This is a genomic window from Pseudomonas sp. PAMC 26793, from assembly GCF_000313235.1.
GTDB classification, from domain to species: domain Bacteria; phylum Pseudomonadota; class Gammaproteobacteria; order Pseudomonadales; family Pseudomonadaceae; genus Aquipseudomonas; species Aquipseudomonas yamanorum.
Genome location: NZ_AMXG01000015.1, coordinates 330,059 through 353,136, shown reverse-complemented (window position 1 = coordinate 353,136; position 23,078 = coordinate 330,059). Strand labels below are relative to the sequence as shown.

The window sequence follows — 23,078 nt, the reverse complement described above, 5'->3', positions numbered from 1 at the left end:
CTGGGTCGATTCTTTTTTGCAGGTACGACGGCACACGTGATCGGGAAAACCACTGGTCGGATAATACGTGTGAATATTGTCAGTTATTCGCGTGGGAATAATCAGTGTCCTTCCAAGCCATTTGCAAAGGGCACAGGGCGAATCTGACAAAAAACGACCTTGGATGTCGTTCCTGCAACAGGTCAGTGCTGCGGCACGACCTCATAGCCCGCCAGGAACAGGTCGATGGCCGACTCGATGACGTTCGCCTGGGCGTCGGCGTCCAGGGTTGGCTGGCCGAGGGTAATCTGTGGCCAGAAGGCAAAAGCCTTGAGCAGGCTTTGCACCTGGTGGGCGGCGAAGCACGGGTCGGTGCAACGCAGCCGGCCGTCTTCCTGGGCGGCGCGCACCCATTGGGTGAACCCTTCTTCGCGCTTGCTCAGGCGGTTGACCATGTCCTGGGCGCGTTCCGGCGAGTGGATAGTGGCGGCAATCGCCACGCGGGCCAGGTCGAGGAAGTTGGCGTCCGACATCATCGCCATCTTGGCCTGCAGCAACCCGCGCAGTTGCTCACGCAGCGGGCGGTCGCTGGCGTAGCTGACGTCCAGTTGCGCCACGCTGCTGGCCCACAGTTGATGCAGGATCTCGGCGAACAGTTCTTCCTTGCTGGGAAAATGGTTGTACACCGTGCGTTTGGAAACCCCCGCGGTGGCGGCGATCTTGTCCATGCTGGTGACCTCGAAACCGTTGTCACGAAACTCGGCGATGGCGGCTGCCACGATGGCTTCGCGTTTACGGTCGGTGAGGCGCTGAGGTGCAGTCATGGGGGGATTTCGGCTCTGAAGGGAAAATTACACTCGGTAGTTTACTTGCTCCGGGTTTTGTTGCAATCTAGAAACTACACTGTGCAGTGTAATTTAAAGAGCAGTCTGCAGGAGTTCCTCGGTAATGGCCACGATCTCAACCCGTCTCGACAGTTCTTCTTCAGCGCCCAAGTCTTCCGAACAACAGCAAGGTCACTTCACCAATCAGAAGCCCATCCAGCATGGCGGCTTGGGCAAGACCTTGGGCATCATGTGGAAGATGCTTTTCCAGAAGCCCCGCAGCACGCGGCCGGTGGGTGAGATCCCGGTGCAGCCGCTGACCCGTGAGCAACTGTTCGCCGCCCCCGACCACAGCGTGTTCCGCCTTGGGCACTCCACCGTCCTGCTGAAAATGCGCGGCAAGTTCTGGCTGACCGACCCGGTGTTCGCCGAGCGTGCTTCGCCGTTCAGTTGGGCCGGCCCCAAGCGTTTCCACCAACCGCCGATCAGTCTTGAAGACCTGCCGCCGATCGAGGCGGTTATCCTTTCCCACAATCACTACGACCACCTGGACCATAAGGCAGTAGTGCAACTGGCGGACAAGACCCGCTTTTTCCTCGCGCCGCTGGGCGTGGGCGATACGTTGGTCAAGTGGGGCGTGGATGCCAGCAAGGTGCGGCAACTGGATTGGTGGCAGGGCACTGAAGTGGACGGGATTCGCTTTGTTGCCACGCCGGCCCAGCACTTTTCCGGGCGTGGCCTGTTCGATGGCAACCAGACGCTATGGTGTTCGTGGGTGATGATCGACGGTCCGCGGCGGATTTTCTTCAGCGGCGATACCGGCTATTTCGAAGGCTTCAAGCGCATCGGCGAGCAGTACGGTCCGTTTGATCTGACCCTGATGGAAACCGGTGCTTACAACGTCGACTGGCCCCACGTTCACATGCAACCGGAAGAAACCCTGCAGGCGCATATCGACCTGAAGGGCCGCTGGTTGCTGCCGATCCACAACGGCACCTTTGACCTGGCGTTTCATGCGTGGCACGAACCGTTCGACCGGATCATGGCGCTGGCGTGGGAGCGTAATGTGTCGATCACCACGCCGGCGATGGGGCAGGCGTTCATGCTCAATCAGCCGGAGCGCGGTCAGGCCTGGTGGCTGGAAGTCGAGCACGCAGGTAACGAGCAACACGTCGGCGGGTGATAGCTATTTAGATGCAGTCCCACTGCTGAGTTGCAGGTTGTTTCCGACCTACAGCCGTCTCGATAAAAGGATGCAATCATCCTTCGAAGATCAGTTTCGAGGCGTGGGCGTATATGGACGACAAGAGTAGGAAGGTCACGGCGTCGGGCGTGTTCTGTCTGTTTAAACAGACAGTCTCGGGGGACCGTTCTGTTTCCCCGGCTTGCGCTCCGACCGTCAGCAAGGGCGTCGTGTTTGGCGCTGATATGGGCGGTGCAATCGTCAGCTCCATCGATCACCCGAGCGGCCTGGAGTTTGACTCCCCGAGCGGCTACGGCCCCCGGTTCGATATCCCCGGCCCCATGATGCGCACCGTGCGCGACCCTTCGTTATCACTGATCGCCCTCAGCGGTGTCGACCCTGAGGGGCCGGTGATGGTGGAGGTCCCGCCAGTCGCCGATGCGGGTCATCTGATCAACACACGGCCGTTGGCGGGCAGCCGCATTGGTTTTGCCAGTGAATATGTTGCAGGTGATGTTCGGGAAACGATCGAACACAGCGCGCACTTTGCTCAGGTACTGAACGTACTGCGTACAGCCGGTGCGGAGTTGGTGCCCGTGCATGCTCGGCTGACGGATGACACGCGTCATTTCACCCTGGACCCTGGCAACGAAATTAACGATAGGGTTACGGAAAATCGGCTCGATGGGTTGGTGTCCGATGCGCAAAGTGCCGCCTTTCATCAAGCAGCCACTGCGGGTAACCCAAGGATACGTCTACCCACCGGTACTGGCCCGGATGGGGTTTCAACGTTTGTGTGGTTCTATGGCGCTTATTGGGCCGGCGATGGTCTGGCAGCGCTGGCGCAAGGCTGTCGGTTGGTATTGTCGGCGCAGACGCCGCGATGATGAACAGGCCTCCCAGGCAATCAGAAGCCTGCGTTTACACCAATTCAGCCGACTGTTCCGCGCCGAAACCGGCCAATCCCCGGCCAAGGCGGTGGAACACCTGCGCATTGAAGCTGCGCGCTTGATGCTGGAATCCGGCAGCCACTCCATCGACGTCGTCGCCCGGGAGACGGGATTCGGTGACCCGGAGCGCATGCGTCGGGCCTTTTTGCGGGCGTTTGGCCAGCGGCCACAAATGATCCGTCGGGCGTTGCAGTTGCAGGCGTAAGTTGATGGCCTTGCGCGCTACGCACCATTGGGCTGAGGTGTTGTTGGGTCAATGGATGCCGCTGTTGAATCCAGAAACCGGGAGATGATTCCTTTGGTGGCAGGTTGTGCCGGAGTGCTGGCGCGGCCCCGCACATTCATCCCCCAACCCGGCGCAAACCCCGGGAAAAACACCAACCCTTCAGCCTCCAGACGAAACGCCACACTCAGGCGGACTTCATCGTCCACATCGCCATGGCTTTCAAAACGTTGAAGGGCGTCCACTTCCACATCCGCTTCCCGGGCCAGGTCTTCCCGGCTCCAGCCCAGCATCAGGCGGGCCTGGACGCTGTGCCGTGGGGTGAATTGATGAAGGACGATCTGCTGTTCTACGGTGTTGCTCATTGCCAGAGAGGACATGGGCTTTCTCCAGGTTCGACGGGGAAGGCAAACTATACTGTGTTTTTGTACAGTTGTTTCTACCGCTCATCAACTGGATTGTTTTGACAGGGTCGCCGCCGGTCTATTTCGCCCCGTCCAGGTAGGTGCTCGGCGACTGGCCAAGCACTCGCCGAAACATGCTGGAAAACGCCGCCGGGTTTTCATAGCCCAGGTCCAGGGCGATCCGGGTGACGGTCTCGCCGCTGGCCAGGCGTGCCAGGGCCTGCACCACGCAGGCTCGTTGGCGCCATTGCACGAAACTCAAGCCGGTGTGTTGGCGAAAATGCCGGCTGAAGGTGCGCAGGCTCAGGTGCGATTGTTCAGCCCACTGAATCGGTGACTGGTGCACGTCCGGCCGCTGCAGGAACGCCAGGCATAGGGCAAGCAGGCGTGGGTCCTCCGGCAGCGGGATATGCAAGGGCAAGTGCGTGGCGCGGGCCAGTTCATGCAACAGCAGGTTGACCAGCGTACCGTCGCGCCCAGTCTCGTCGTATTCCCGCGGCAACTCCACCGCCTCCATCAGCAACTGGCGCATCAGAGGTGAAACGTTGATGACGTGGCAGCTGGCGCCCAAGTCGGTGACCGCGTGCGGTTCGATATACAGGCTGCGCGTCGACACACCGATCATCAGCACTTCATGGGGCACCTGGGCGGGAATCCACACCGCACGCTGGGGCGGCACAACCCAGTTGCCTTGCTGGGTGCTGACTTGCATCACCCCGGTGGCGCCATACAACAACTGCCCGCGCCGGTGGCTGTGGCGCTTGAGCAGATAGCCGTGGGGATAATCGGTGCCGATTGCCACCACCGTTCGCGGCGTCAGGTCGAGTTGAGCGATGGAAACGTTGCGCATGGAGCTGATTCCGGAAGTGGCAATATCTAGCACATTATTGGCCGACTTGCGCAAGCGGGCCAAGCCTTGAATCTTTATCGTCGACGGCTCTCCCTGAGGCTGAAGGCGATTCTCGATGTTCTATCTATTACTGGCACTGTTCGGCTGCATGACCGGCGTGACGGCGGTGCTGTTCGGCTTCGGCGGCGGGTTCGTAGTGGTGCCGTTGCTGTACGGCATGCTCAAGCTCAGCCACGACGCGGGCGTGAGTGCATCGGCGATGCATATCGCAGTCGCCACCTCCACCTGCGTGATGATCGTCAACGCGCTGATCGCCACCGGAAAACACCGTCGCAAAGGTAATCTGATTCGCCATTACCTGTGGCCGTTGGGCGGGTACATTGGGATCGGCGCCGTGCTGGGCGCCGGTGCTGCGATGTTCGCCAGTGGCGATTTCATGCGGTACGCCTTTATCGCCTACCTGGCCGTCACCATCGTCGATTGCCTGCTGCGCAGGGGCTTTCTCAGCCAGGACGACAGGCTCCAGCCACGACGCCTGAGCGGCACGGAAGTGACGGGCGGCGGCATCGCCATTGGTGTGATCGCCACCTTCCTCGGGGTGGGCGGCAGCGTGATGACCGTGCCACTGTTGCGCCGTTGCGGCTTGAGCATGTCCCAGTCCACGTCCATGGCCAACCCCTTGAGTGTTCCGGTGGCGTTGGCCGGTACGTTTACCTACATGCTCATGGCAGGATTCGCCAAGGTGGAATTGGGCGCGTGGTTTGTCGGCTATGTCGACTTGCTGGCGTTTGCCATCCTCACCGTGGGTTCGTTGCTGGGCATTCGCCTGGCCACACCGTGGATCGGCCGCATCCCGGATGCACTGCATGCGCGGGTGTATATCGGGTTGTTGGGCGTGGTGATGGTGAGCATGCCGCTCTAGGTTTCCAACCCCGGCGCCTCGCGGATAATCAGGTGATCCAGGTTCTCGATATTGGCACTGAACACCCCGAACGTCTGCTCGGGGTTTTTCTTGCTTGGCACCTGTTTCAGCTCCGGCGTCACCCCGTAGAAGAAGCAATACAACGTTCGATCACTGTCCACCGCCGCCTTGATCTGCTCCAGGAACGCCTTGCGCTTGCGGTAGTTTTCGATCAGTTTTTTGCTCAGGTAAACATTGATGGAGTAGGGCTTCTTGTCGAGCCAGGCCTTCTTTTCGAAGTCGATGCGAAAGCTGCTGGTGTAGTCCTTGATCTCCTTGATCTTGCCCCAGTAGATCAGGCCTTTGTTGTCTTGCAGGTATTCGATCTTCTTGAAAAACGTCCAGTAGGTCGCGGTGTGATCGCCGATCTTCAAGGGCATGCTTTTCAGCTTGTCCTTGTCGTCGATATTCGATACGTAGCATTCCACCGGGTGGGCGAAGACGCTGGTCTTGTCCGGGGTGGTGTCAGTTGAGCTGTGAGACAAGGCATTGCGGGTTGCCGGCGTTTTCGGTGGTTCTTGTGGGGTGCCGCCCTCGGCACCGATGACCGGGGTTTTGCGTTCGTACTGGCGTCGCGTCAGGACAAATTCCGACGGGAAATTTTCCTCCGGCCCATCCTCTGCTTCACCTTTTCCGGCATGGCGGCTGGCGTAACGGCAGCCCTCGATATGCCGGGTACTGGGGATGTTCTTGAAGTGGGGCGTGCGCAGGTAATTGACGTTTTTTGCGTTGAAGGTGCCCAACACATTGCCCGCTTGGAACGCTGCCCGGCATTCATCGTTGGGGCACAGGAAACTGTCCTTGTCGGAGTCGAAGGCGGCGGTTTCGTCGAAATTCAGGTCGCGCACGTCATAGATCGACAGCTTGTCGTCGAGACTCAGGCTGTAGGCCGTGTCGAATTTCATGGGGCTCGGGTCCGTGAGAGATTTCGCTATTAATAGCGGGATATCGAGCAAATATCAGTAGAAATTACGCACGGACCACCACACGCCGGCCACTCAGGAAACACAAGGTGCCTCCCACCGCCGTCAGCCCGCTGAGTACATAGAACATCGAGGCGGGCGATGCATTGATCAGCAGGTAGCCGCAGATCACCGGGCTCAAGGCGCCGCCAAATGCCGCCAGGTTTTGTGCGCCGTAATAACTGCCGCGCAGGGCGTCCGGGGCGATGGTGTCGATAAACAGGAATTCGGAGGGGTAGATGATCATTTCCCCGAGGGTGAACACAAACATCGCGACACACCACGACACCAAGCCGTCCGCCATGCTGAAGCCGATCAACCCGGCAATAAACAGCGAGGTGCCGAGCACGATCCAGTAGCGCAGTTGTTCGCGCTTGAGGAAGCGGCCGATCTGGTACTGCATCAGGATCACCGTAATGGCGTTGCACGCCAGCACCGCAGAGAGAATTTTCAGCGCGTTTTCCGGCTTGTAGGCCACCAGCAGAAACTGCGACAGATACAGGGTGTAGCGCCCGTGGACAATGGTGCTCAACAGGCTGCCGCTGGTAAACAGGATCAAGGTGCGATCGCTGCGCAGGGTCCGCAGGGTGCTGAGAAAACTTAAGGGTTTGTTGCTGTCGTCGCGTTGGGTCGGCGGGATGCCGATCATCAGGAACAGGCTGCCAAAGGCAATCGCGCTGGCGATCAGGAACGGTGCCAGGGGCATCTGGCCGGCAATCACCACGCCGAGCATCGGGCCGGTGGCGTAGCCGACATTGGTCAGGGTGTAGCGCAGGGAAAACACCTTGGCCCGCTGGCCCACCGGCAGGTTCTCGCTGATGATCGCCTTGGAGCCGATCAGGAACAGCGCCGAAGCAGCTTCGGTGATCACCAGGGTCAGGGTGGTCAGGTAGAGGTTGCTGGCAAAGGTCAGCAACAGAAAACCGATGGAGCTGGAGAGCATCGCCAGGATCAGCAGCTTGCGCTTTTCCAGGCGGTCGATGATGTAGCCACCGTAGAGGCCCAGCAGGGTGGCGATGAACACGGCGATGCCCATCAGCAAGCCGATGTCCTGCTGGTTGAGGCCCAGGCGGGTGCTGAGCAACAGGGCGAGCAACGGGCTGGTCATGGCGCGGCTGACGACGATGGTCACCGAGCAGATCATCAGGCGGCGGATTACCAGGGAGTACGTGGCCACGATGGGGCGGATGTCCTTATTCTTTTTTTCAAAGCGATGAAGATCCAGTGTGGGAGCGGGCTTGCTCGCGAATGCGGTGTGTCAGTGCCAACTGTACCGGCTGATCCACCGCATTCGCGAGCAAGCCCGCTCCCACATTTAGATCGAGTTACTGGCCGGCATTGATGCTGATCTTCTCAACCGCACCCTGCTCCAGGTCCCACTTCTTCAGGATCTTGCCGTAGGTCCCATCATCGATCATGCCCTGCAGTGCCTCACTGATGGCCGTGACCAACTCAGTATTGCTCTTCTCAATCCCAAGCCCCGTGAACTGCTTGGAAATCGCCAGGCCCACCGGCTTGTACTTACCCTTGTCCAGCGACATCAGGTAAGGAATGGTTTCACTGCCCTGCATCGCCGCATCCAGACGGTTCTGCTGCAACTGTGCCCGCGCATCCGCCGAGCCCTCGGTGCCAATCACCACGATGGCTGGCTTACCGGCCTTTTCGCAGTTTTCCTTGCTCCACGCGGCAATTTCCGACGGCCAGGTGGTACGTCGGCTGGTGCCGACTTTTTTACCGCACAGGTCAGTCAATTCCTTGAGGTCTTCGCGCTTGGCCAGGGTGTACAGCTGCGGGCCGCTGGTGAAGTAATCGATGAAGGTCACCGACTTCTGGCGCTCGGCGGTGTCGGTCATGCCCGACAGCACAATGTCCACACGCTTGGTGGTCAGGCCGCTGAGCATCTGTTCGAAGCCGGTTTCCTGCCACTTGATCTTCACCCCCAGGCGCTCGGCCAGGGCGTTGCCCAGGTCAAAGTCCAGGCCGGTGAGTTTGTTGGTGGCGGTGTCCTTGAAATCCATCGGCGGGTAGTTCGGCACGATGGCCGCGCTGATCTCACCCTTGTCCTTGATCGCTGCCGGCAATGCCGCCAAAACCGAAGTGGAGGCCATCAGGCCTACGAGCAAACTTGGAAGAAACAGATTTTTCATGGGGGCGTTCTCGTTAGTTTTTTAGTTAAGTGCGAACGGCAGAAATAAAGCTTTGGGTACGCGGGTTTTGTGGGCTTATTAGAATTTCTTCAGGGCTGCCGGCTTCCACAATCTGGCCGGCATCCATAAACACCATGCGGTTGGACACTTCGCGGGCGAAGCCCAATTCATGGGTGACCACAATCATGGTCATGCCGGTGGTGGCCAAATCGCGCATCACCGACAGCACTTCTCCTACCAGCTCCGGGTCGAGGGCTGACGTGGGTTCGTCAAACAGCATCAGTTTGGGACGCATCGCCAACGCACGGGCAATCGCCACACGCTGTTGCTGGCCGCCGGACAATTCCACCGGGTAGGCATTGCGCTTGTCCGCCAGGCCAACGCGGGCCAGCAACTCCAGGGCGTCCTCGGTGGCTTCCTTGGGCGAGCGCTTAAGCACTTGGCACGGGCCCTCGATGATGTTCTGCAACACGGTCATGTGCGGGAACAGATTGAAGCGCTGAAACACCATGCCGGTGGCCAGGCGCTGACGGGCGATCTGTGATTCATTCAACTCATGCAGCTTGTTGCCGACCACCCGGTAACCCACCAGTTCGCCGTCGACCCACAGGCCGCCCTTGTCGATTTTTTCCAGCTGATTGACGCAGCGCAGCAGGGTACTTTTGCCGGAACCAGACGGGCCGATAATGCACAGCACTTCGCCTTGTTCGACTTCCAGGTTGATGTCCTGCAGCGCGTGATACTGGTCGTAATACTTGTTCAGGTTCACGGCCTTGACGATGCTTCTCATGGGCAAATCTCCTCAGTCAGGGCTTACGAACGCTTGCCGGCGCCGCGGGCAAAACGACGCTCGAGGCGGCTCTGACCGAATGAAAGAACAGTCACCACCGCCAGGTACCAGATGCCGGCAACAATCAGCAGCTCCATGACCCGGGCGTTGGCGTAGTAGATGTTTTGCGCGTTGTGCAGCAGCTCCGAGTACTGGATCACACTCGCCAGGCTGGTCATTTTCACCATGCTGATGAACTCATTGCCTACAGGCGGAATGATCACCCGCATCGCCTGGGGCAGAATCACCCTACGCAGCGCCTGAAGGCTCGGCATGCCGATCGACTTGGCGGCTTCGTACTGGCCGGTGTCCACCGACAACAGGCCGGCGCGCACCACTTCAGCGGTGTAGGCGCCCTGGTTGATGCTCAGGCCGAGGAGGGCGGCCACGAACGGCGTCATCAGGTCTACGGTGTCGATGCTGAACAGGCCGGGAATCGCGATCACCGGGAAAATCAGCGCCAGGTTGAACCACAGCAGCAGCTGCAGAATCAGCGGCGTGCCACGAAACAGCCAGGTGTAGGTGATGGCCACGTAGCGCAGGATCGGGTTTGCCGACATGCGCATGATCGCCGTGATCACCCCGATCACCACACCCAGCGCCATGGCCAGGATCGACATGATGATGGTGTTCACCAGGCCCCAGATGATCGCCTCGGACGTGAGGAACTGACCGATGTAGGACCATTCGATCTGACCATTGGCGAATGCCCGCAACAAGGCGGCCAGTGCGAGCACGATCAAAGTGGCGAACACCATCCGACCGTAATAGCGACGGGGCACATGCTCGTACTTCGTGATATCGAACTGGTTCTCGGTCTGCTGGCGCTCGGCTTGCAAGCGCTCTGCCGGGGTTTGTTTCATGGTGACTCTCCAAAACAACTGAATACACTGATCGTTCCCACGCTCTGCGTGGGAATGCAGCAAGGGATGCTCTGCGTCCCAAAAGCGTGACGCGGAGCGTCACAAGAGGCGTTCCCACGCAGAGCGTGGGAACGATCTTTAAATTCGAAAGCCGGTGTAGGTTTCTGCCCACTTCTGTTGCGCAGCCAACGCCACCTTCAACCGCCCAATCTGCTCTCTGACCCGCTCCGGCGCCGTCCCCCCCCAACCACTGCGCGCCGCAATCGCCGCTTCCAGGGTCAGGCACTCACGCACTTCCGGCGTCAGCCGTGTATCCACCTCCGCCAGCAACGCCGGCGAGGCTTCCCACAATTCAATCTCATGCTTCTCACAGGCCTGCACCAAGGCGCCGGTAATCTCATGGGCTTCCTTGAACGGCACACCACGAGTGGCCAACCAATCCGCCACCTCCGTCGCCAGGGTGAAACCCATCGGCGCCTGGCGCCGCAGCTCTTCCACCTGCACCTTCATCGTCGCGACCATCCCGGCCATCGCCGGCAGCACCAGCAGCAAGGTATCCACGCTGTCCAACACGCTGTGCTTGTCTTCACTCAAGTCGCGGTTGTACGACAGCGGCAACGACTTGAGCGTCGACATCAACCCGGTCAGGTTGCCAATCAAGCGCCCAGCTTTACCCCGCGCCAATTCGGCAATGTCCGGGTTCTTCTTCTGCGGCATGATCGAGCTACCAGTGGCGTAGGCATCATCCAACTGCACCCAGCGAAACTGCCGAGACGACCACAGGCAAAACTCCTCCGACAGCCGTGAAATATTCACCCCGAGCATGCCCGCCACAAACAGAAATTCCGCCACGTGGTCACGACTGGCTACAGCATCAATCGAGTTTTCGCATGGCCCGGTGTAACCCATCTCCTTGGCCGAATGCTCCGGCTGGCGCGCAATCGCCGAGCCCGCCATCGCCGCAGCACCCAACGGCGACAACGCCGTACGCGCATCCCAATCCACCAGGCGCTGCACATCCCGCAGCATCGATTGCGCATGAGCCAGCAAGTGATGGGCGAACACAATCGGCTGCGCCTGCTGCAAATGGGTGAAGCCCGGGCAGAGGCTCTCGATATGCTGCTCGGCCTGGTCCACCAGCGCCTGCTGCAACCCCAACACCTCGGTGGTGATGGTGCGCGCGTGATCCCGCAGGAACAGGCGCAAATCGTTGGCCGTCTGGTCATTGCGCGAACGCCCGGCGCGCAACTTGCCGCCCAAGGCGCCCAAACGCTCGGTCAACACCCGCTCGATGAAGGTGTGCACATCCTCGTCATCCAGCGTCGGGTGCAGGCGGCCTGCGGCGAAGTCCTCACCGATGCGGTCCAGCGCTTCCAGGGTGCGCAAGGTTTCCGACTCATCCAGCAACCCGGCCCGCTGCAACTCACGGGCATGGGCCCGGGAGCCGGCCAGGTCGTAGGGCGTCAGGCGAAAATAGCGCTCGGGGCAACGGGACAGCGCCGCCAAAGCAGCGGACGGGCCGGACTTGAAACGAGCACCCCAGAGGCGATCGGTGGGCTGAGACATGGTATTCCTCACGCTTGTTTTTAGAAGTGACAAGCCCGGTGGACGTGGCTTGGCCTTATGGATTCGGAGGGCAGTAGCAAAACGAAAAGTCCTGATCGAAGTGTCAGGTTCTTATGGGCGTTAAATCAGCCGGTAAGAGCTGTTCAACCCGCTATATTCAAGGTTGCCAAGGGCGGTTAAGTATGTTCATTATTGCCGCCCGGCGATGTTCATGGAGTAGGTCAAAGCCTGTTGAATATGGCACTTGAGGTCAACACGTATTATGGAAACCCCACTTTCCAATTCTGGAAACATACCGCCCAAACCCGGCACAAGACCGCCCCTGCAACTCAGCGGCCTGGACTTCAAATTGCTGCGGGTGTTCAAGGCTGTGGTCGAAGCGGGCGGCTTCAGCGCGGCGCAGAATGAGCTGAACGTGGGCCTGGCGGCAATCAGCAAACAGATTTCCGACCTGGAAATTCGCATCGGCATGCGTCTGTGTACGCGAGGGCGCGAAGGATTTGGCCTGACCGAAGAAGGCAAATTAGTCTATCAAGCGTCCATTGAATTATTTGCCTCGGTAGACAGTTTCAGAGACAAGCTTAGTTCGGCACAGAACGAACTGATTGGCGACCTTAGTGTGGGTGTTATTGATAACACCGTCTCTGACGTTAATTCGCCGCTGATTAAAGCACTGGGAAAATTACATACAGAAGCGCCAAAAATAAGATTACGCCTACATGCCTCGCAATTGGACGAAGTTGAACGGGGCGTGGTGGAAGGGCGGCTGATTGTCGGCATCGTCCCGGTGTACCAGCGGCGGGAAGAATTCGATTATTTCCCGCTGTACGAAGAAAGGTCCCACGCGTACTGCGCCGTCGGACATCCGCTGTTTGAAGCGAGTGACATCAACGCAGATGTGTTGCGCCAGCACGAAGTGGTCAACCATCGTTACGCGATCCACAGCGACAAGGCCAACTTCGTCAGCTACGACAGCCAGTCCGCCTCGGCCTCCCAGGTAGAAGCCGTCGCCATCCTCATCCTCACCGGCCGCTTCCTGGGCTTCCTCCCGGAACACTACGCCGCGCCGCTGGTGAGGGAAGGGCGCCTGCGCGTGTTATGCCCGGAGCAGATCCACCTGAGCACACCGTTCAACCTCATCCTGCGCCACAACGCCCCACGAAGCCCGCTGGTCAAAGCCTTCGCAACGGCACTAGGCGTGGATCTCAAAGCGCCAATCTAACGAACTCCCACCACCCTTAGAACCTACAGAGATCCCCTGTGGGAGCTGTCGAGCCCCAGCGAGGCTGCGATGGGATCAACTCGGTCTACCCGCAGCCCCTATCCACCCGCATCACCGCCGCAACTTGCCCAACTTCTTCTTCGCATGAAAATGCGCTTCCTGCGCCGCTACCAACAGCTACCTGTTCGGCTACGCTCGTCGGGTAGCTGCTATAGAGCTATGCAATAGAGCATCTGCAAACTATCATTCTTACCTGTCTTTCCAAGCCTAGAGAGGTGTTCCTTATGTCTACTGGAACGATCTTCACCAACAACCGTACACAAAATATCCGCATCCCTGCTGACATGCGTTTTCCCGCCGGGGTGAAAACTGTCGAGGTGCGTGCCGTGGGGCGCGAACTGATTATTTCGCCGGTTGAAAACACGTGGGACAGCTTTTTCCTTGCAAGCGAATCGGTATCTGATGACTTTATGGAGGAGCGCGCCGACCAAACCCAGCAAGAGCGAGAGTCCTTTGATGATTAAGTACATGCTTGATACGAACATCGTGATCTACATCATCAAGCGTCGGCCTATGGAAATACTGGAAAAATTCAATGCGAATGTAGGGCGTATGGTGATCTCTTCGATCACCCTTGCAGAATTGATGCACGGTGCCGAAAAGAGCCAGTTTGTTGAGAAAAATACTCGAGCGGTGGAGGACTTCATCTCCCGGCTTGACGTCATTCACTACGATGACAAGGCCGCTTTTCACTACGGCTCGATCCGTTCCGATCTCGAAAAGAAGGGCACTCCAATCGGCGTAAATGACCTGCACATTGCGGGCCACGCCAGAAGCTCAGGATTGGTCTTGGTGACAAACAACGAAGGTGAGTTCAAGCGAGTGAATGGCTTGATCGTGGAAAACTGGATCGCCGCCTAGGGCGGTCAATCCAGGGCACACAGATAGATCGTCCAGGTGATTCAGCGTTGCTTGATTCGTTTCTTCTTCGCATGAAAATGCCGAAAATGCGCATCCTGCGCCGCCGCCAACAACTCCCGATCCCCGCGCGTATCACCCCAGGCCCTGAGCCGATACTCCCCCAGATCCCCATAAACCGCCTCAAGCCGAAGCACCTTATTCTCACACCGGCAATTATTCCCTGTGAGCTTGCCCGTCAACACCCCGTCCACCACCTCAAGCTCAGTACCAATCAACCGGATCCCAAGCCGATCCGCAAACGGCTGCAACACCAACGCCGGCGACGCCGAACACAGCGTCACCACCGCCCCGGACTTCACCTCATCGGCCACCGATTGCAGCCCGGTTGGGCGCATCAACTTGTTCCAATACGCCTGGCAGTACGCTTCAGCTTTCTGCTGAACCCACGCCTTGTCCACGCCGGTCATAAAGGTGCGGATCAACTGCGCCTTGAGCTCATCACGGCTAATGACCCGCAACAGAAATTGCGCGCCAGGCACCGCCAGCTTCACCATCCTGCGCATGAACTCGCCTTTACCAAAGGCGAACTTCAGGAACGGCACGAAGCTGTCGTGGTGGGTCAGGGTGCCGTCGAAGTCAAAGACGGAGAGTACTTTGGCATCCAAGGGGCCGGATTCGAGCATGTCTGGGTTCACGGGCGGGTCTCGGTCCTATCTACTATTTTTTGGAAGGTGCATTTGCTGTGACCTCAGGATTTTGCTCTCGTATCAATCTTCCGATTTTCGAGTAAAGCCCTTCGGTAAAAGCATCCCGGTCACTCGACCGGTGACAACGCTGATGGCAATTGGGACACAAGGCTACAGCATTGCTAGTGCAATCCGAACCCTTCTGGGCGAGGTGCCTGACGTGATGTACTTCGAGAAATGGCTGACCGTTATCTAGCTTAAATGGGGCATCCGAGCCGCAACCTTCGCATTTGCCTTCCGCCTGCTGACGTACCCACGCCCGCACCACCGGATCGCGTACGTAGGATGTGCTGGTGGTGCTGACCTGTTGCGGCATTGCGATGCCTTCAGGTTTAGTCTTGATGGGTTTGCTTTGAAGCTTTGCCGCACGCCACTCAAGTGTCTCTTCATCAAACGTTGGGGCATTGTCTTCAGATTCAACGATTCCCCGCTCTGCGAGCATTCGACGAATACGAGAAACTATTCTCGAGCCGACATTATGTGCAGCAGTGTAGCCAGTAATCGGCTTTTGATTCAGCGTCTCAACCACGGCAGAAATATTGCGCATACGGTAATCGACCGACGCTTTGGAACGAGCGCTCAGAGCACCAGCCAGCAAAAGCTCGTGCTCCGCTGACTTTTTAAACGGCTGGCCAGCGTTCTCCAGCTTTAACATTTTTAGATAAGCGTCGACGGAAGCTTCAAGCTCCTCATCGGTCCATCCGATATTGCCTTTTTGTGTGTCCATACAGCCGCCGAGGGTAGAAAACCCTCGGACGATACTGAGTGGCCATTATTACGTCTATGAAATTTCCTACGGCTCACTGGGATTGTGGTGTCGCCAATATCAGGAAGTTCGCTGCCTCATTCGGAGCGCCTGAGTGAACTTTCGCCACCACGGAGTCCTTGCTGACGCCTTTCGGTAGGTGGGATTCACCAACATATGCGGCATATCCCGAAGCCGTATCCAGCCCTCATCTTGCCAGTGCAGCAGATTTAACGACATATCAGGCCAATCCAACATGCTCTGCAGAGGCCGCTCCACCGTTCTTGGTTGGCGGTCGTCGCGCAAAATCGGAACGACTTCATGAGTAAGCCAGCTACGCAGTAGGCGATTCCCCGGAGTGTAGTGATAGACCAGCAAAGCGTAAGCACCGGACTCGCTGATCATCAGCATTTCTTCCGGCTGACCGTGGAACAGTAGTTTTATGGTTTTTCGTTGATCTTCATCGAGCTTGCGAGTCGTTCGCTCATCCAGATACCACCCCATCAAACGCCCAAGATCGCGAGCGCAGAACCATGGTTGGTTTTCAAGAAGGAGGGCGTGCAGAGAGAGGTTTTGACGGATGAAGACAGTAGGAGCGAAAGGATCATGCATGGTCCACCTCCTTGATCGGAGGCGCTTGGAGGGTGGCGCTTACGTAGTAGATAGCCTTCGCGAGGAAGGTGAAAATTCTAGGCATTTCCATTACCTCTGTGTGATGTCAGCTTTCTTAGGGCTGGGTGCCGGGAGTTAAGAAACCCCACACAGAGGGCCGGACATATTCCCCTTTCGGGTCTTGTATTAGCCCACTCCCGGCATAACAGAGATTTTCGATGCCCACGGGGAAACCGTAGGCACAAAAAAGCCGCTACTGTCGGGTGCGGTCAGGCCGCTGTGTGAGGTGTTTCTTAGGCACCGGCAGCAGGATAGGCAGAACGGGATGTATGGTCAATACACACGTTCTATCGTTATTTGAATTTTGATGCTGGCAATTTAGCTTAAGAATTCAAAGTGCTCTATGTATTTCAGTTTTTTACTGCGTTTAGGTTTAAAGTGGAAGATGTAGTTGTGAAGCCACATATGATACTCAAATAGCTTAGGATCTTCATTTATAGTTGTTTCGTTGGCTTTATAAACCGATTTTGCATTTTCGTATACTTCCGGCCAATTACGGTCGTCTACAATGTGAAGCTGGTAGTGCTCCCCGCATCTTATTATAAGATTGTCCTGAATTAGTTGGGAGAGCTCTTGGCTTTGAGCTTCTCCTTGGCTTTCGTTTTTCAGCTTTTCTAATACTGATTTGTGAATTAATATTCTTGGGAAAAGTGACTTTGAGGATTCGAGATTATATGCATCAGTTAGCGCATGACTATAAGTTATATGTTGATTTTCAAAGTGCTTGTTATACGCTATACCGCCACGTATCAGGAGGCCATTTTCTAAAAATCTTAGGTAAACATCTTTTGTTGCCCTAAGAAAGCCAACGATGTCTGTTGCAGAACTCATGAATATGGAATCTGATATGCTCTTGTGGTGAAGCGTTGCAAGGTCTATTTGCTCGAATGCTCTATAGGATGTTATTAACTTCTCTTTAAATACCTCTGTGCCCTCTAGTTCGTCTTTTTTTAAATAGTATCTGTAACCCATAACATCTAAGAAGGCGAAGTAAGAGTAGGCCATTACTCAATAGCCTCTGTGATTTTTTGGATTTCCGCGCGGTAAGCTTTGATTTTCTTCTCCCAAGGCTCCCATACACTTCCGTAAAATTGTATGCCGCTTTTTGATGCCAAAGCTGAATCTGCTTGAGTTAGGTCAAAAATTGCTTTTCCAAGCATCTGAGATACCGGTACCAGTTGCCCCAGGTTTTCAATAGAACAAATTATTGGATCGCCTAAATTTTGCTTTATTCGAATTATGCTAGAACCCATTAGTTTAGATTTTATCTCGGTTTTTATTTTTTTTGACCACTTTTGATATGATTCTTTAATTAAGGACTTATGGACTTGAAAGTTTTGGTTTATTAGTCCGCAAAACTCAGGAGAGCCGTAATCGCTCTCTATTCCGTATGGTTCTAAAGTGCTCAGTATGACTTTGTCATGCTTAATCCAATCCTCGATCAACTTTGGTAGCGTATTGATGCCTAGGTAGCAGAATCGATCTGGTGTTACGGGGATTATGAATCTATCAGATGCGAGAAATGCCAGTCTAGTAATGGCACCTGTGCTAGGTCCTAAGTCAATTAGAATGTAGTCTAGATCGAGGTGTTGTCCAAGATCTTTTATTAGGCGTCGAAAGCTAATGTAGGTGTTTTTTTCATTTATGTTTGTAGTGATTGCTTGATTTATTGAAGTGCCAAAATATGGCTCTGCTTGCGCACTGAACTCTATATCGCCTCTTATAAGGAAGAGGTTTGGGTAGATATTGGATTCTGCGAGGTTGACGTTTTGTACGTTTATTCTCGCAGCGGCACCGTCTAGACGGGGGCGGAATACATCAAGTATTGAGTCGCCGGGTAATTTCTTTGAGGGGTCGTCGAAATACTCGGTATCGTTAGCAAAGAATAATTCTGTAAGGTTGCACTGGGAATCAGCATCGATAAATAAGACTTTTTTTCCCGTTTTAGATAAGTAGGCACCTACATTGAAAGCGTAGTTGTTTTGGATACGCCTCCCTTGTTGTTGTAAAACGTAAGGGTCTTCGTCTCAGGTTTAGACAGTCGTTTAGCTCTAGCCAATTTTTAGCTCCTTGAAATGAAAAGCCCCGCATGTGCGGGGCTTTTAAACGCGTCCCAACATCCATGTAGGTAAGCGTTTATATCATGTCATTTGGCTATCATCAATCCCAGCTCAGCGCGCCGCCAGTCTGATACTCGATCACACGAGTCTCAAAGAAATTCTTCTCTTTCTTCAAGTCCATGATCTCGCTCATCCACGGGAACGGGTTAGTCGTCCCTGGATACTCTTCCTTCAACCCAATCTGCGACAGGCGACGGTTAGCGATGAACTTGAGGTAGTCCTCCATCATCGCCGCGTTCATGCCCAATACGCCGCGCGGCATGGTGTCGCGCGCGTATTCGATCTCCAGCTGAGTCCCTTGCAGGATCATCTGGGTCGCTTCTTCCTTCATCTCGGCATCCCACAAGTGCGGGTTTTCGATTTTGATCTGGTTGATCACATCGATACCGAAGTTCAGGTGCATCGACTCATCCCGTAGGATGTATGGAACTGCTCGGCCACGCCGGTCATTTTGTTGCGACGGCCCATGGACAGGATCTGGGTGAAGCCGCAGTAGAAGAAGATGCCTTCCAGACGCAGTAGTACGCGACCAGGTTCGCAGCAGCTCTTTGTCGGTCTCGACGGTACCGGTTTCGAACTTCGGATCGGAGATCGAACGGGTGTACTTCAAGCCCCAGGCAGCCTTTTTGGCGACCGATGGAATCTCGTGGTACATGTTGAAGATCTCGCCTTCATCCATGGCCAACGATTCGATGCAGTACTGGTAGGCGTGGGTGTGGATCGCTTCTTCGAAGGCCTGGCGCAGGATGTACTGGCGGCACTCCGGGTTGGTGATCAGGCGGTAACGCCAGTACCAGGTTGTTGCAACCAGATCGCGTGGAGAAGAAGCCGAGGTTGCGCATCACGATGCGACGTCGTCGTCGGTCAGGCCTTCGGGTTTTTCCACAGGCGATGTCGGCGGTCATGTTGACCTCTTGCGGCATCCAGTGGTTGGCGCAGCCGTCGAGGTATTTCTGCCAGGCCCAGTCGTACTTGAAAGGCACGAGTTGGTTGAGATCGGCGCGGCAGTTGATCATGCGTTTTTCGTCAACGGCGACGCGGGCGGCGGACCCTTCGAGCTCGGCGAGGCCTTCGGCGACGTCGAGTTTGTCAAGGGCGGCCTTGGCGCGGATGATCGCGGCGGAGTCGCTGGCGGTCACATTGCGGGCTTCAAGGGCGGCGGCAGCGCCGGCGCCGTCGAGGCGGTCCATGTTGGCTTCGGTGGCGTGGCCGGCGTTGGCGCCTTTGGCAACTACTTCGCCGTCTTCTTCTTTGTCGAACTCGTCCCAGCTCAGCATGACGTGTCGTCTCCTGCGTGAGGGCTCTAAGGTGCCCGTGTGAAACCGGATGGTGGGGTGTTCACACGGCCCAAAGGCCGCGGTGGATCTTAAGGAATCGTTTGTTGCAGCTAACGCACGCATTAAACGGAATCAGGGTTACGGGTGTTCTGCTTGAGGCTTGAGGGGCGGAGCAGTGCTTGCGAGCTCCAGCGGGGGCCTCAGGTCTGGCTCTTCATCCCAGTGTAAAGGGATATTGCAGGCCCGATTTACCCGCGCATTATAGGGAAAAATTCGGCTTTGTGTTGCGGCGGATGGCCACGGATCGCAGACAAAAAGCCTGCTTTTCGAGCCAGAGCGCGGGTTTGTTGGGGTTGGCTGGAGGGACGAGCGGTAGGATTTTTTTCGAGGGGGTGAAGCGGGGCGATGGTCGGGCCGGCTCTTTGCCGCAAGAACGATTTCTTGCGGCGAATAAGATCAGGTTCAGTTCAAACTAACGAAGTTGTTATCCGTTAGAGCAACCGTTACCCATGACCTGATATTGAAGAATATGACGCTGACCTTGTGAGTCTTCATATTCCATTTTTACCGGGACAACGTTGCATACATCCGGGACTTCACTCATGGACACTACTTTGGCGACGTCCAGGTGGGTGCTGTAAGTGTAATCCTCAACAATCGGGGTGCTCTGGCTGGCTACGTCAGTCGGGGCTTCGTCGGCCAGGGCGGCGGTGGCGCACAAGCTGCTAAGGGCCATAACTAATAACGCTTTCATTTGACTATTTACCTTTTGGCGGTCGAAAGGGGTCACGGGGCCCTTGTGAGGCCACGTGTGAAACTTGATTGGGAAGTTCGGATTAACGTTGCCTTCGTGGGGGCTGTTACGTTGTTAATCACAGTGCCTTGATGGCGAGGTTGATTTTAGGCGTCCGAGTTATATTCATATACCCGTGCTTTTGATAAACACTATTGGTGGTTTTTGTAACAATCCCGAAATGAAGGTTTTTTCAGAAACCTGCAAAGCGCCACAGGCCACGGGCCAGAGCGCCGCCGGGGGATAGGTGGGCAATTTGTAGGGGCTTGTTACTACCATCGTCGAATGGTTCTATAGGGCCGGCCCGGCTACAACAGGGCCATACAACAACAACTATGTCACCGAGGTAAGAAAGATGAGTGCGGCTTCTCTGTACCCCGTTCGCCCCGAAGTAGCAGCCAACACGCTGACCGATGAGGCGACCTACAAGGCCATGTACCAGCAGTCGGTGGTCAACCCCGACGGTTTCTGGCGCGAGCAAGCCAAGCGCCTTGACTGGATCAAGCCTTTCACCACGGTGAAGCAAACCTCCTTCGACGATCACCATGTCGACATCAAATGGTTTGCCGACGGCACCCTCAACGTTTCCTACAACTGCCTGGACCGCCACCTCGCCGAGCGTGGCGACCAGCCAGCAATCATCTGGGAGGGCGACGACCCTGCCGAAAGCCGCACCATCACCTACCGCGAGCTGCACGAAGAAGTCTGCAAGTTCGCCAACGCCCTGCGCGGCCAGGATGTGCACCGCGGCGACGTGGTGACTATCTATATGCCGATGATTCCCGAAGCCGCGGTCGCCATGCTGGCCTGTGCCCGGATCGGTGCGATTCACTCGGTGGTGTTTGGCGGGTTCTCGCCAGAGGCCCTGGCCGGTCGGATCATCGACTGCAAATCCAAGGTGGTGATCACCGCCGACGAAGGCATTCGTGCAGGCAAGAAAATTTCCCTGAAGGCCAACGTCGACGACGCCCTGACCAACCCGGAAACCAGCAGCATCCAGAAAGTCATCGTGTGCAAGCGCACCGGCGGCAACATCAAGTGGAACCAGCATCGCGACATCTGGTACGAAGACCTGATGAAAGTGGCGGGCACCGTGTGTGCGCCGAAAGAGATGGGCGCCGAAGAAGCCCTGTTCATCCTTTACACCTCCGGCTCCACCGGCAAGCCGAAGGGTGTGCAGCACACCACCGGCGGCTACCTGTTGTACGCAGCCCTGACCCACGAGCGCGTATTCGACTACCGCCCGGGGGAAATCTACTGGTGCACCGCTGACGTCGGCTGGGTCACCGGCCACACCTATATCGTCTATGGCCCACTGGCCAACGGCGCGACCACGCTGATGTTCGAAGGCGTGCCGAACTATCCGGACATTACCCGGGTGGCGAAGATCGTCGACAAGCACAAAGTGAACATCCTCTACACCGCACCGACCGCGATCCGCGCCATGATGGCTTCCGGCACCGCCGCCTGCGAAGGCGCCGATGGCAGCAGCTTGCGCCTGCTGGGTTCGGTGGGTGAGCCGATTAACCCGGAAGCGTGGGACTGGTACTACAAGAACGTCGGCCAATCCCGTTGCCCGATCGTGGACACCTGGTGGCAGACCGAAACCGGCGGCAACATGATGAGCCCGCTGCCGGGCGCCCATGCGCTCAAACCAGGTTCGGCGGCACGCCCGTTCTTTGGCGTGGTGCCGGCGCTGGTGGATAACCTGGGCAACCTGATTGAAGGCGTGGCCGAGGGTAACCTGGTGATTCTGGATTCGTGGCCGGGCCAGGCACGTACCCTGTATGGCGACCATGACCGCTTTGTGGACACCTACTTCAAGACCTTCCGTGGCATGTACTTCACCGGCGACGGTGCGCGTCGTGACGAGGATGGCTACTACTGGATCACTGGTCGGGTGGACGACGTGTTGAACGTGTCCGGCCACCGTATGGGCACCGCCGAGATTGAAAGCGCCATGGTTGCCCACCCGAAAGTCGCGGAAGCGGCAGTGGTGGGTGTGCCCCACGACATCAAGGGCCAGGGCATCTATGTGTATGTCACGCTGAAAAACGGCGAAGAGCCGAATGAAGCGTTGCGCCTGGAACTGAAAAACTGGGTGCGTAAAGAGATCGGGCCGATTGCTTCACCCGATGTGATCCAGTGGGCACCGGGCTTGCCGAAGACCCGTTCGGGGAAAATCATGCGCCGGATCCTGCGCAAGATTGCCACCGCTGAATACGACGGGTTGGGGGATATCTCCACCCTGGCGGATCCGAGTGTGGTGGCGCATCTGATCGAGACGCACAAGACCATGAACGTCGCGTAAGGCGGGTTTGTGGGACAAAGCCCCATTCGGCATAAGCCGGGTGGGGCTTTTTTGTGAGGCGCCACAAATGTCACTGCCAAGACCGGATTAATGTGGGAGCTGGCTTGCCTGCGATGGCGGTGGGCCAGTCAACCTGCTTGGCACTGATAAAGCGCTATCGCAGGCAAGCCAGCTCCCACAGGTGATCGGGTTCCTTCCACGAGACCAATAAATATCGGTTTTGCTCGTAGGAAGTTTCTGAATGTTACCGAGCACCGTAAATGTGTAACCCCACGCCCAAACATGAGGCAAAGTGCTACGCCGTTGCCCCGAAAACCCGCGTTTTAGACGCCCTGAAAAATTAGATCAAACGCTACACTTGCCGTGCTAGAAGGGTTTGCGAATAATAGGCCCGCAACTTGCAGCGTTAACAGGTTTAATATCTTTTGCCTCTGCATAAAATCCAGAGGCTGTCAATGTGCTGGAACCGCTTTCTCGGTGCTTCTGTAAATTGTTGTCGCATTGAGGAAATATCGGCTTCCGGCCTGTCG

General features: G+C 56.6%; 22 protein-coding genes and 2 pseudogenes. 8 read left to right on the top strand and 16 right to left on the bottom strand.

Features of this window, described 5'->3' with window-relative positions:
* Positions 1-182 precede the first annotated feature (182 nt).
* Positions 183-803, bottom strand: coding sequence for a TetR/AcrR family transcriptional regulator (locus tag D109_RS0104855; RefSeq protein WP_017475919.1), 621 nt, complete (start codon positions 801-803; stop codon positions 183-185).
* 124 nt (positions 804-927) lie between these two features.
* Between D109_RS0104855 and D109_RS0104850 the strand changes: the two genes are divergently transcribed.
* From D109_RS0104850 to D109_RS0104840, 3 genes and pseudogenes are all read left to right on the top strand, one after another.
* Complete coding sequence (locus tag D109_RS0104850; RefSeq protein ID WP_017475918.1) at positions 928-1,986, top strand: MBL fold metallo-hydrolase; 1,059 nt, start codon at positions 928-930, stop codon at positions 1,984-1,986.
* A 113-nt stretch (positions 1,987-2,099) separates the two neighbouring features.
* The gene (locus D109_RS1000000132555) at positions 2,100-2,873 is read left to right on the top strand and encodes a hypothetical protein (protein WP_081585319.1); all 774 of its coding nucleotides are present in this window, start codon (positions 2,100-2,102) and stop codon (positions 2,871-2,873) included.
* A gap of 34 nt (positions 2,874-2,907) precedes the next feature.
* A pseudogene (locus tag D109_RS0104840) lies at positions 2,908-3,141 on the top strand (helix-turn-helix domain-containing protein); the annotation flags it as partial.
* 17 nt (positions 3,142-3,158) lie between these two features.
* On the opposite strand, the gene D109_RS0104835 reads toward D109_RS0104840, so the two are convergent.
* The gene (locus D109_RS0104835; protein ID WP_026077785.1) at positions 3,159-3,539 is read right to left on the bottom strand and encodes a helix-turn-helix transcriptional regulator; all 381 of its coding nucleotides are present in this window, start codon (positions 3,537-3,539) and stop codon (positions 3,159-3,161) included.
* 103 nt (positions 3,540-3,642) lie between these two features.
* Positions 3,643-4,413: a helix-turn-helix domain-containing protein gene (locus tag D109_RS0104830; RefSeq protein ID WP_017475914.1), complete on the bottom strand. Its 771-nt coding sequence runs from the start codon at positions 4,411-4,413 to the stop codon at positions 3,643-3,645.
* A gap of 115 nt (positions 4,414-4,528) precedes the next feature.
* Here D109_RS0104830 and D109_RS0104825 point away from each other — a divergent pair, with 115 nt between their 5' ends.
* On the top strand, positions 4,529-5,335 hold the full coding sequence (locus D109_RS0104825) for a sulfite exporter TauE/SafE family protein (protein ID WP_017475913.1): 807 nt from the start codon (positions 4,529-4,531) through the stop codon (positions 5,333-5,335).
* Here the strand turns inward: D109_RS0104825 and D109_RS0104820 are convergent.
* The 6 genes from D109_RS0104820 to argH form a co-directional block, all read right to left on the bottom strand.
* Positions 5,332-6,279 (bottom strand): hypothetical protein, encoded by a 948-nt coding sequence (locus tag D109_RS0104820; protein ID WP_017475912.1) that lies wholly within the window; start codon positions 6,277-6,279, stop codon positions 5,332-5,334. The two genes, D109_RS0104825 and D109_RS0104820, sit on opposite strands and share 4 nt — an antisense overlap.
* Positions 6,280-6,343: 64 nt before the next feature.
* Complete coding sequence (locus tag D109_RS0104815; RefSeq protein WP_003211499.1) at positions 6,344-7,513, bottom strand: MFS transporter; 1,170 nt, start codon at positions 7,511-7,513, stop codon at positions 6,344-6,346.
* 148 nt (positions 7,514-7,661) lie between these two features.
* Positions 7,662-8,483 (bottom strand): ABC transporter substrate-binding protein, encoded by an 822-nt coding sequence (locus D109_RS0104810; RefSeq protein ID WP_017475911.1) that lies wholly within the window; start codon positions 8,481-8,483, stop codon positions 7,662-7,664.
* 25 nt (positions 8,484-8,508) lie between these two features.
* Positions 8,509-9,273: an amino acid ABC transporter ATP-binding protein gene (locus tag D109_RS0104805; protein ID WP_003211502.1), complete on the bottom strand. Its 765-nt coding sequence runs from the start codon at positions 9,271-9,273 to the stop codon at positions 8,509-8,511.
* A gap of 23 nt (positions 9,274-9,296) precedes the next feature.
* Positions 9,297-10,175, bottom strand: a complete 879-nt coding sequence (locus D109_RS0104800) for an amino acid ABC transporter permease (RefSeq protein ID WP_017475910.1) — start codon at positions 10,173-10,175, stop codon at positions 9,297-9,299.
* Positions 10,176-10,313: 138 nt separating this feature from the next.
* The gene (gene argH, locus D109_RS0104795) at positions 10,314-11,741 is read right to left on the bottom strand and encodes an argininosuccinate lyase (RefSeq protein ID WP_017475909.1); all 1,428 of its coding nucleotides are present in this window, start codon (positions 11,739-11,741) and stop codon (positions 10,314-10,316) included.
* Positions 11,742-12,003: 262 nt separating this feature from the next.
* Between argH and D109_RS0104790 the strand changes: the two genes are divergently transcribed.
* From D109_RS0104790 to D109_RS0104780, 3 genes are all read left to right on the top strand, one after another.
* A complete protein-coding gene (locus D109_RS0104790) occupies positions 12,004-12,963 on the top strand; it encodes a LysR family transcriptional regulator (RefSeq protein WP_017475908.1) in 960 nt (319 codons plus the stop codon).
* A 284-nt stretch (positions 12,964-13,247) separates the two neighbouring features.
* On the top strand, positions 13,248-13,487 hold the full coding sequence (gene vapB, locus D109_RS0104785) for a type II toxin-antitoxin system VapB family antitoxin (protein ID WP_008432930.1): 240 nt from the start codon (positions 13,248-13,250) through the stop codon (positions 13,485-13,487).
* Positions 13,480-13,884: a type II toxin-antitoxin system VapC family toxin gene (locus D109_RS0104780; protein ID WP_026077784.1), complete on the top strand. Its 405-nt coding sequence runs from the start codon at positions 13,480-13,482 to the stop codon at positions 13,882-13,884. The genes vapB and D109_RS0104780 overlap by 8 nt, the downstream gene beginning before the upstream one ends.
* A gap of 41 nt (positions 13,885-13,925) precedes the next feature.
* Here D109_RS0104780 and D109_RS0104775 read toward each other — a convergent pair whose 3' ends face one another.
* The 7 genes and pseudogenes from D109_RS0104775 to D109_RS0104740 all read right to left on the bottom strand — a co-directional run bounded on the left by D109_RS0104775 (position 13,926) and on the right by D109_RS0104740 (position 20,198).
* The gene (locus D109_RS0104775; RefSeq protein WP_017475906.1) at positions 13,926-14,567 is read right to left on the bottom strand and encodes an HAD-IB family hydrolase; all 642 of its coding nucleotides are present in this window, start codon (positions 14,565-14,567) and stop codon (positions 13,926-13,928) included.
* 34 nt (positions 14,568-14,601) lie between these two features.
* Complete coding sequence (locus tag D109_RS1000000132550) at positions 14,602-15,357, bottom strand: HNH endonuclease (RefSeq protein ID WP_081585318.1); 756 nt, start codon at positions 15,355-15,357, stop codon at positions 14,602-14,604.
* A gap of 99 nt (positions 15,358-15,456) precedes the next feature.
* Complete coding sequence (locus tag D109_RS0104765) at positions 15,457-15,987, bottom strand: Bro-N domain-containing protein (RefSeq protein WP_017475904.1); 531 nt, start codon at positions 15,985-15,987, stop codon at positions 15,457-15,459.
* A gap of 378 nt (positions 15,988-16,365) precedes the next feature.
* Positions 16,366-17,052: a hypothetical protein gene (locus D109_RS0104755; protein WP_017475902.1), complete on the bottom strand. Its 687-nt coding sequence runs from the start codon at positions 17,050-17,052 to the stop codon at positions 16,366-16,368.
* Entirely contained in the window at positions 17,052-18,035 is a 984-nt protein-coding gene (locus D109_RS1000000132545; protein ID WP_081585317.1) for a ParA family protein, read from the bottom strand. The genes D109_RS0104755 and D109_RS1000000132545 overlap by 1 nt, the downstream gene beginning before the upstream one ends.
* Before the next feature lie 172 nt (positions 18,036-18,207).
* Positions 18,208-19,183 (bottom strand): annotated as a pseudogene (locus tag D109_RS01000000131705) (ribonucleotide-diphosphate reductase subunit beta).
* 745 nt (positions 19,184-19,928) lie between these two features.
* The gene (locus tag D109_RS0104740; protein WP_026077783.1) at positions 19,929-20,198 is read right to left on the bottom strand and encodes a DUF2790 domain-containing protein; all 270 of its coding nucleotides are present in this window, start codon (positions 20,196-20,198) and stop codon (positions 19,929-19,931) included.
* A gap of 394 nt (positions 20,199-20,592) precedes the next feature.
* Here D109_RS0104740 and acs point away from each other — a divergent pair, with 394 nt between their 5' ends.
* Positions 20,593-22,548: an acetate--CoA ligase gene (gene acs / locus D109_RS0104735; RefSeq protein ID WP_003214346.1), complete on the top strand. Its 1,956-nt coding sequence runs from the start codon at positions 20,593-20,595 to the stop codon at positions 22,546-22,548.
* The last annotated feature ends 530 nt before the right edge of the window (positions 22,549-23,078 follow it).

Bases quoted from the DNA above. Each gene is read 5' to 3' on its own strand.
- D109_RS1000000132555 (WP_081585319.1), top strand. From the start codon at position 2,100: ATGGACGACAAGAGTAGGAAGGTCACGGCGTCGGGCGTGTTCTGTCTG.
- D109_RS1000000132550 (WP_081585318.1), bottom strand. From the start codon at position 15,357: ATGGACACACAAAAAGGCAATATCGGATGGACCGATGAGGAGCTTGAA.
- D109_RS0104805 (WP_003211502.1), bottom strand. From the start codon at position 9,273: ATGAGAAGCATCGTCAAGGCCGTGAACCTGAACAAGTATTACGACCAG.
- D109_RS0104850 (WP_017475918.1), top strand. From the start codon at position 928: ATGGCCACGATCTCAACCCGTCTCGACAGTTCTTCTTCAGCGCCCAAG.
- D109_RS0104855 (WP_017475919.1), bottom strand. From the start codon at position 803: ATGACTGCACCTCAGCGCCTCACCGACCGTAAACGCGAAGCCATCGTG.
- D109_RS0104755 (WP_017475902.1), bottom strand. From the start codon at position 17,052: ATGGCCTACTCTTACTTCGCCTTCTTAGATGTTATGGGTTACAGATAC.
- D109_RS0104765 (WP_017475904.1), bottom strand. From the start codon at position 15,987: ATGCATGATCCTTTCGCTCCTACTGTCTTCATCCGTCAAAACCTCTCT.
- D109_RS0104820 (WP_017475912.1), bottom strand. From the start codon at position 6,279: ATGAAATTCGACACGGCCTACAGCCTGAGTCTCGACGACAAGCTGTCG.
- D109_RS0104800 (WP_017475910.1), bottom strand. From the start codon at position 10,175: ATGAAACAAACCCCGGCAGAGCGCTTGCAAGCCGAGCGCCAGCAGACC.
- D109_RS0104810 (WP_017475911.1), bottom strand. From the start codon at position 8,483: ATGAAAAATCTGTTTCTTCCAAGTTTGCTCGTAGGCCTGATGGCCTCC.
- D109_RS0104825 (WP_017475913.1), top strand. From the start codon at position 4,529: ATGTTCTATCTATTACTGGCACTGTTCGGCTGCATGACCGGCGTGACG.
- D109_RS0104830 (WP_017475914.1), bottom strand. From the start codon at position 4,413: ATGCGCAACGTTTCCATCGCTCAACTCGACCTGACGCCGCGAACGGTG.
- D109_RS0104835 (WP_026077785.1), bottom strand. From the start codon at position 3,539: ATGTCCTCTCTGGCAATGAGCAACACCGTAGAACAGCAGATCGTCCTT.
- D109_RS0104780 (WP_026077784.1), top strand. From the start codon at position 13,480: ATGATTAAGTACATGCTTGATACGAACATCGTGATCTACATCATCAAG.
- argH (WP_017475909.1), bottom strand. From the start codon at position 11,741: ATGTCTCAGCCCACCGATCGCCTCTGGGGTGCTCGTTTCAAGTCCGGC.
- D109_RS0104775 (WP_017475906.1), bottom strand. From the start codon at position 14,567: ATGCTCGAATCCGGCCCCTTGGATGCCAAAGTACTCTCCGTCTTTGAC.
- D109_RS0104790 (WP_017475908.1), top strand. From the start codon at position 12,004: ATGGAAACCCCACTTTCCAATTCTGGAAACATACCGCCCAAACCCGGC.
- acs (WP_003214346.1), top strand. From the start codon at position 20,593: ATGAGTGCGGCTTCTCTGTACCCCGTTCGCCCCGAAGTAGCAGCCAAC.
- D109_RS0104740 (WP_026077783.1), bottom strand. From the start codon at position 20,198: ATGAAAGCGTTATTAGTTATGGCCCTTAGCAGCTTGTGCGCCACCGCC.
- vapB (WP_008432930.1), top strand. From the start codon at position 13,248: ATGTCTACTGGAACGATCTTCACCAACAACCGTACACAAAATATCCGC.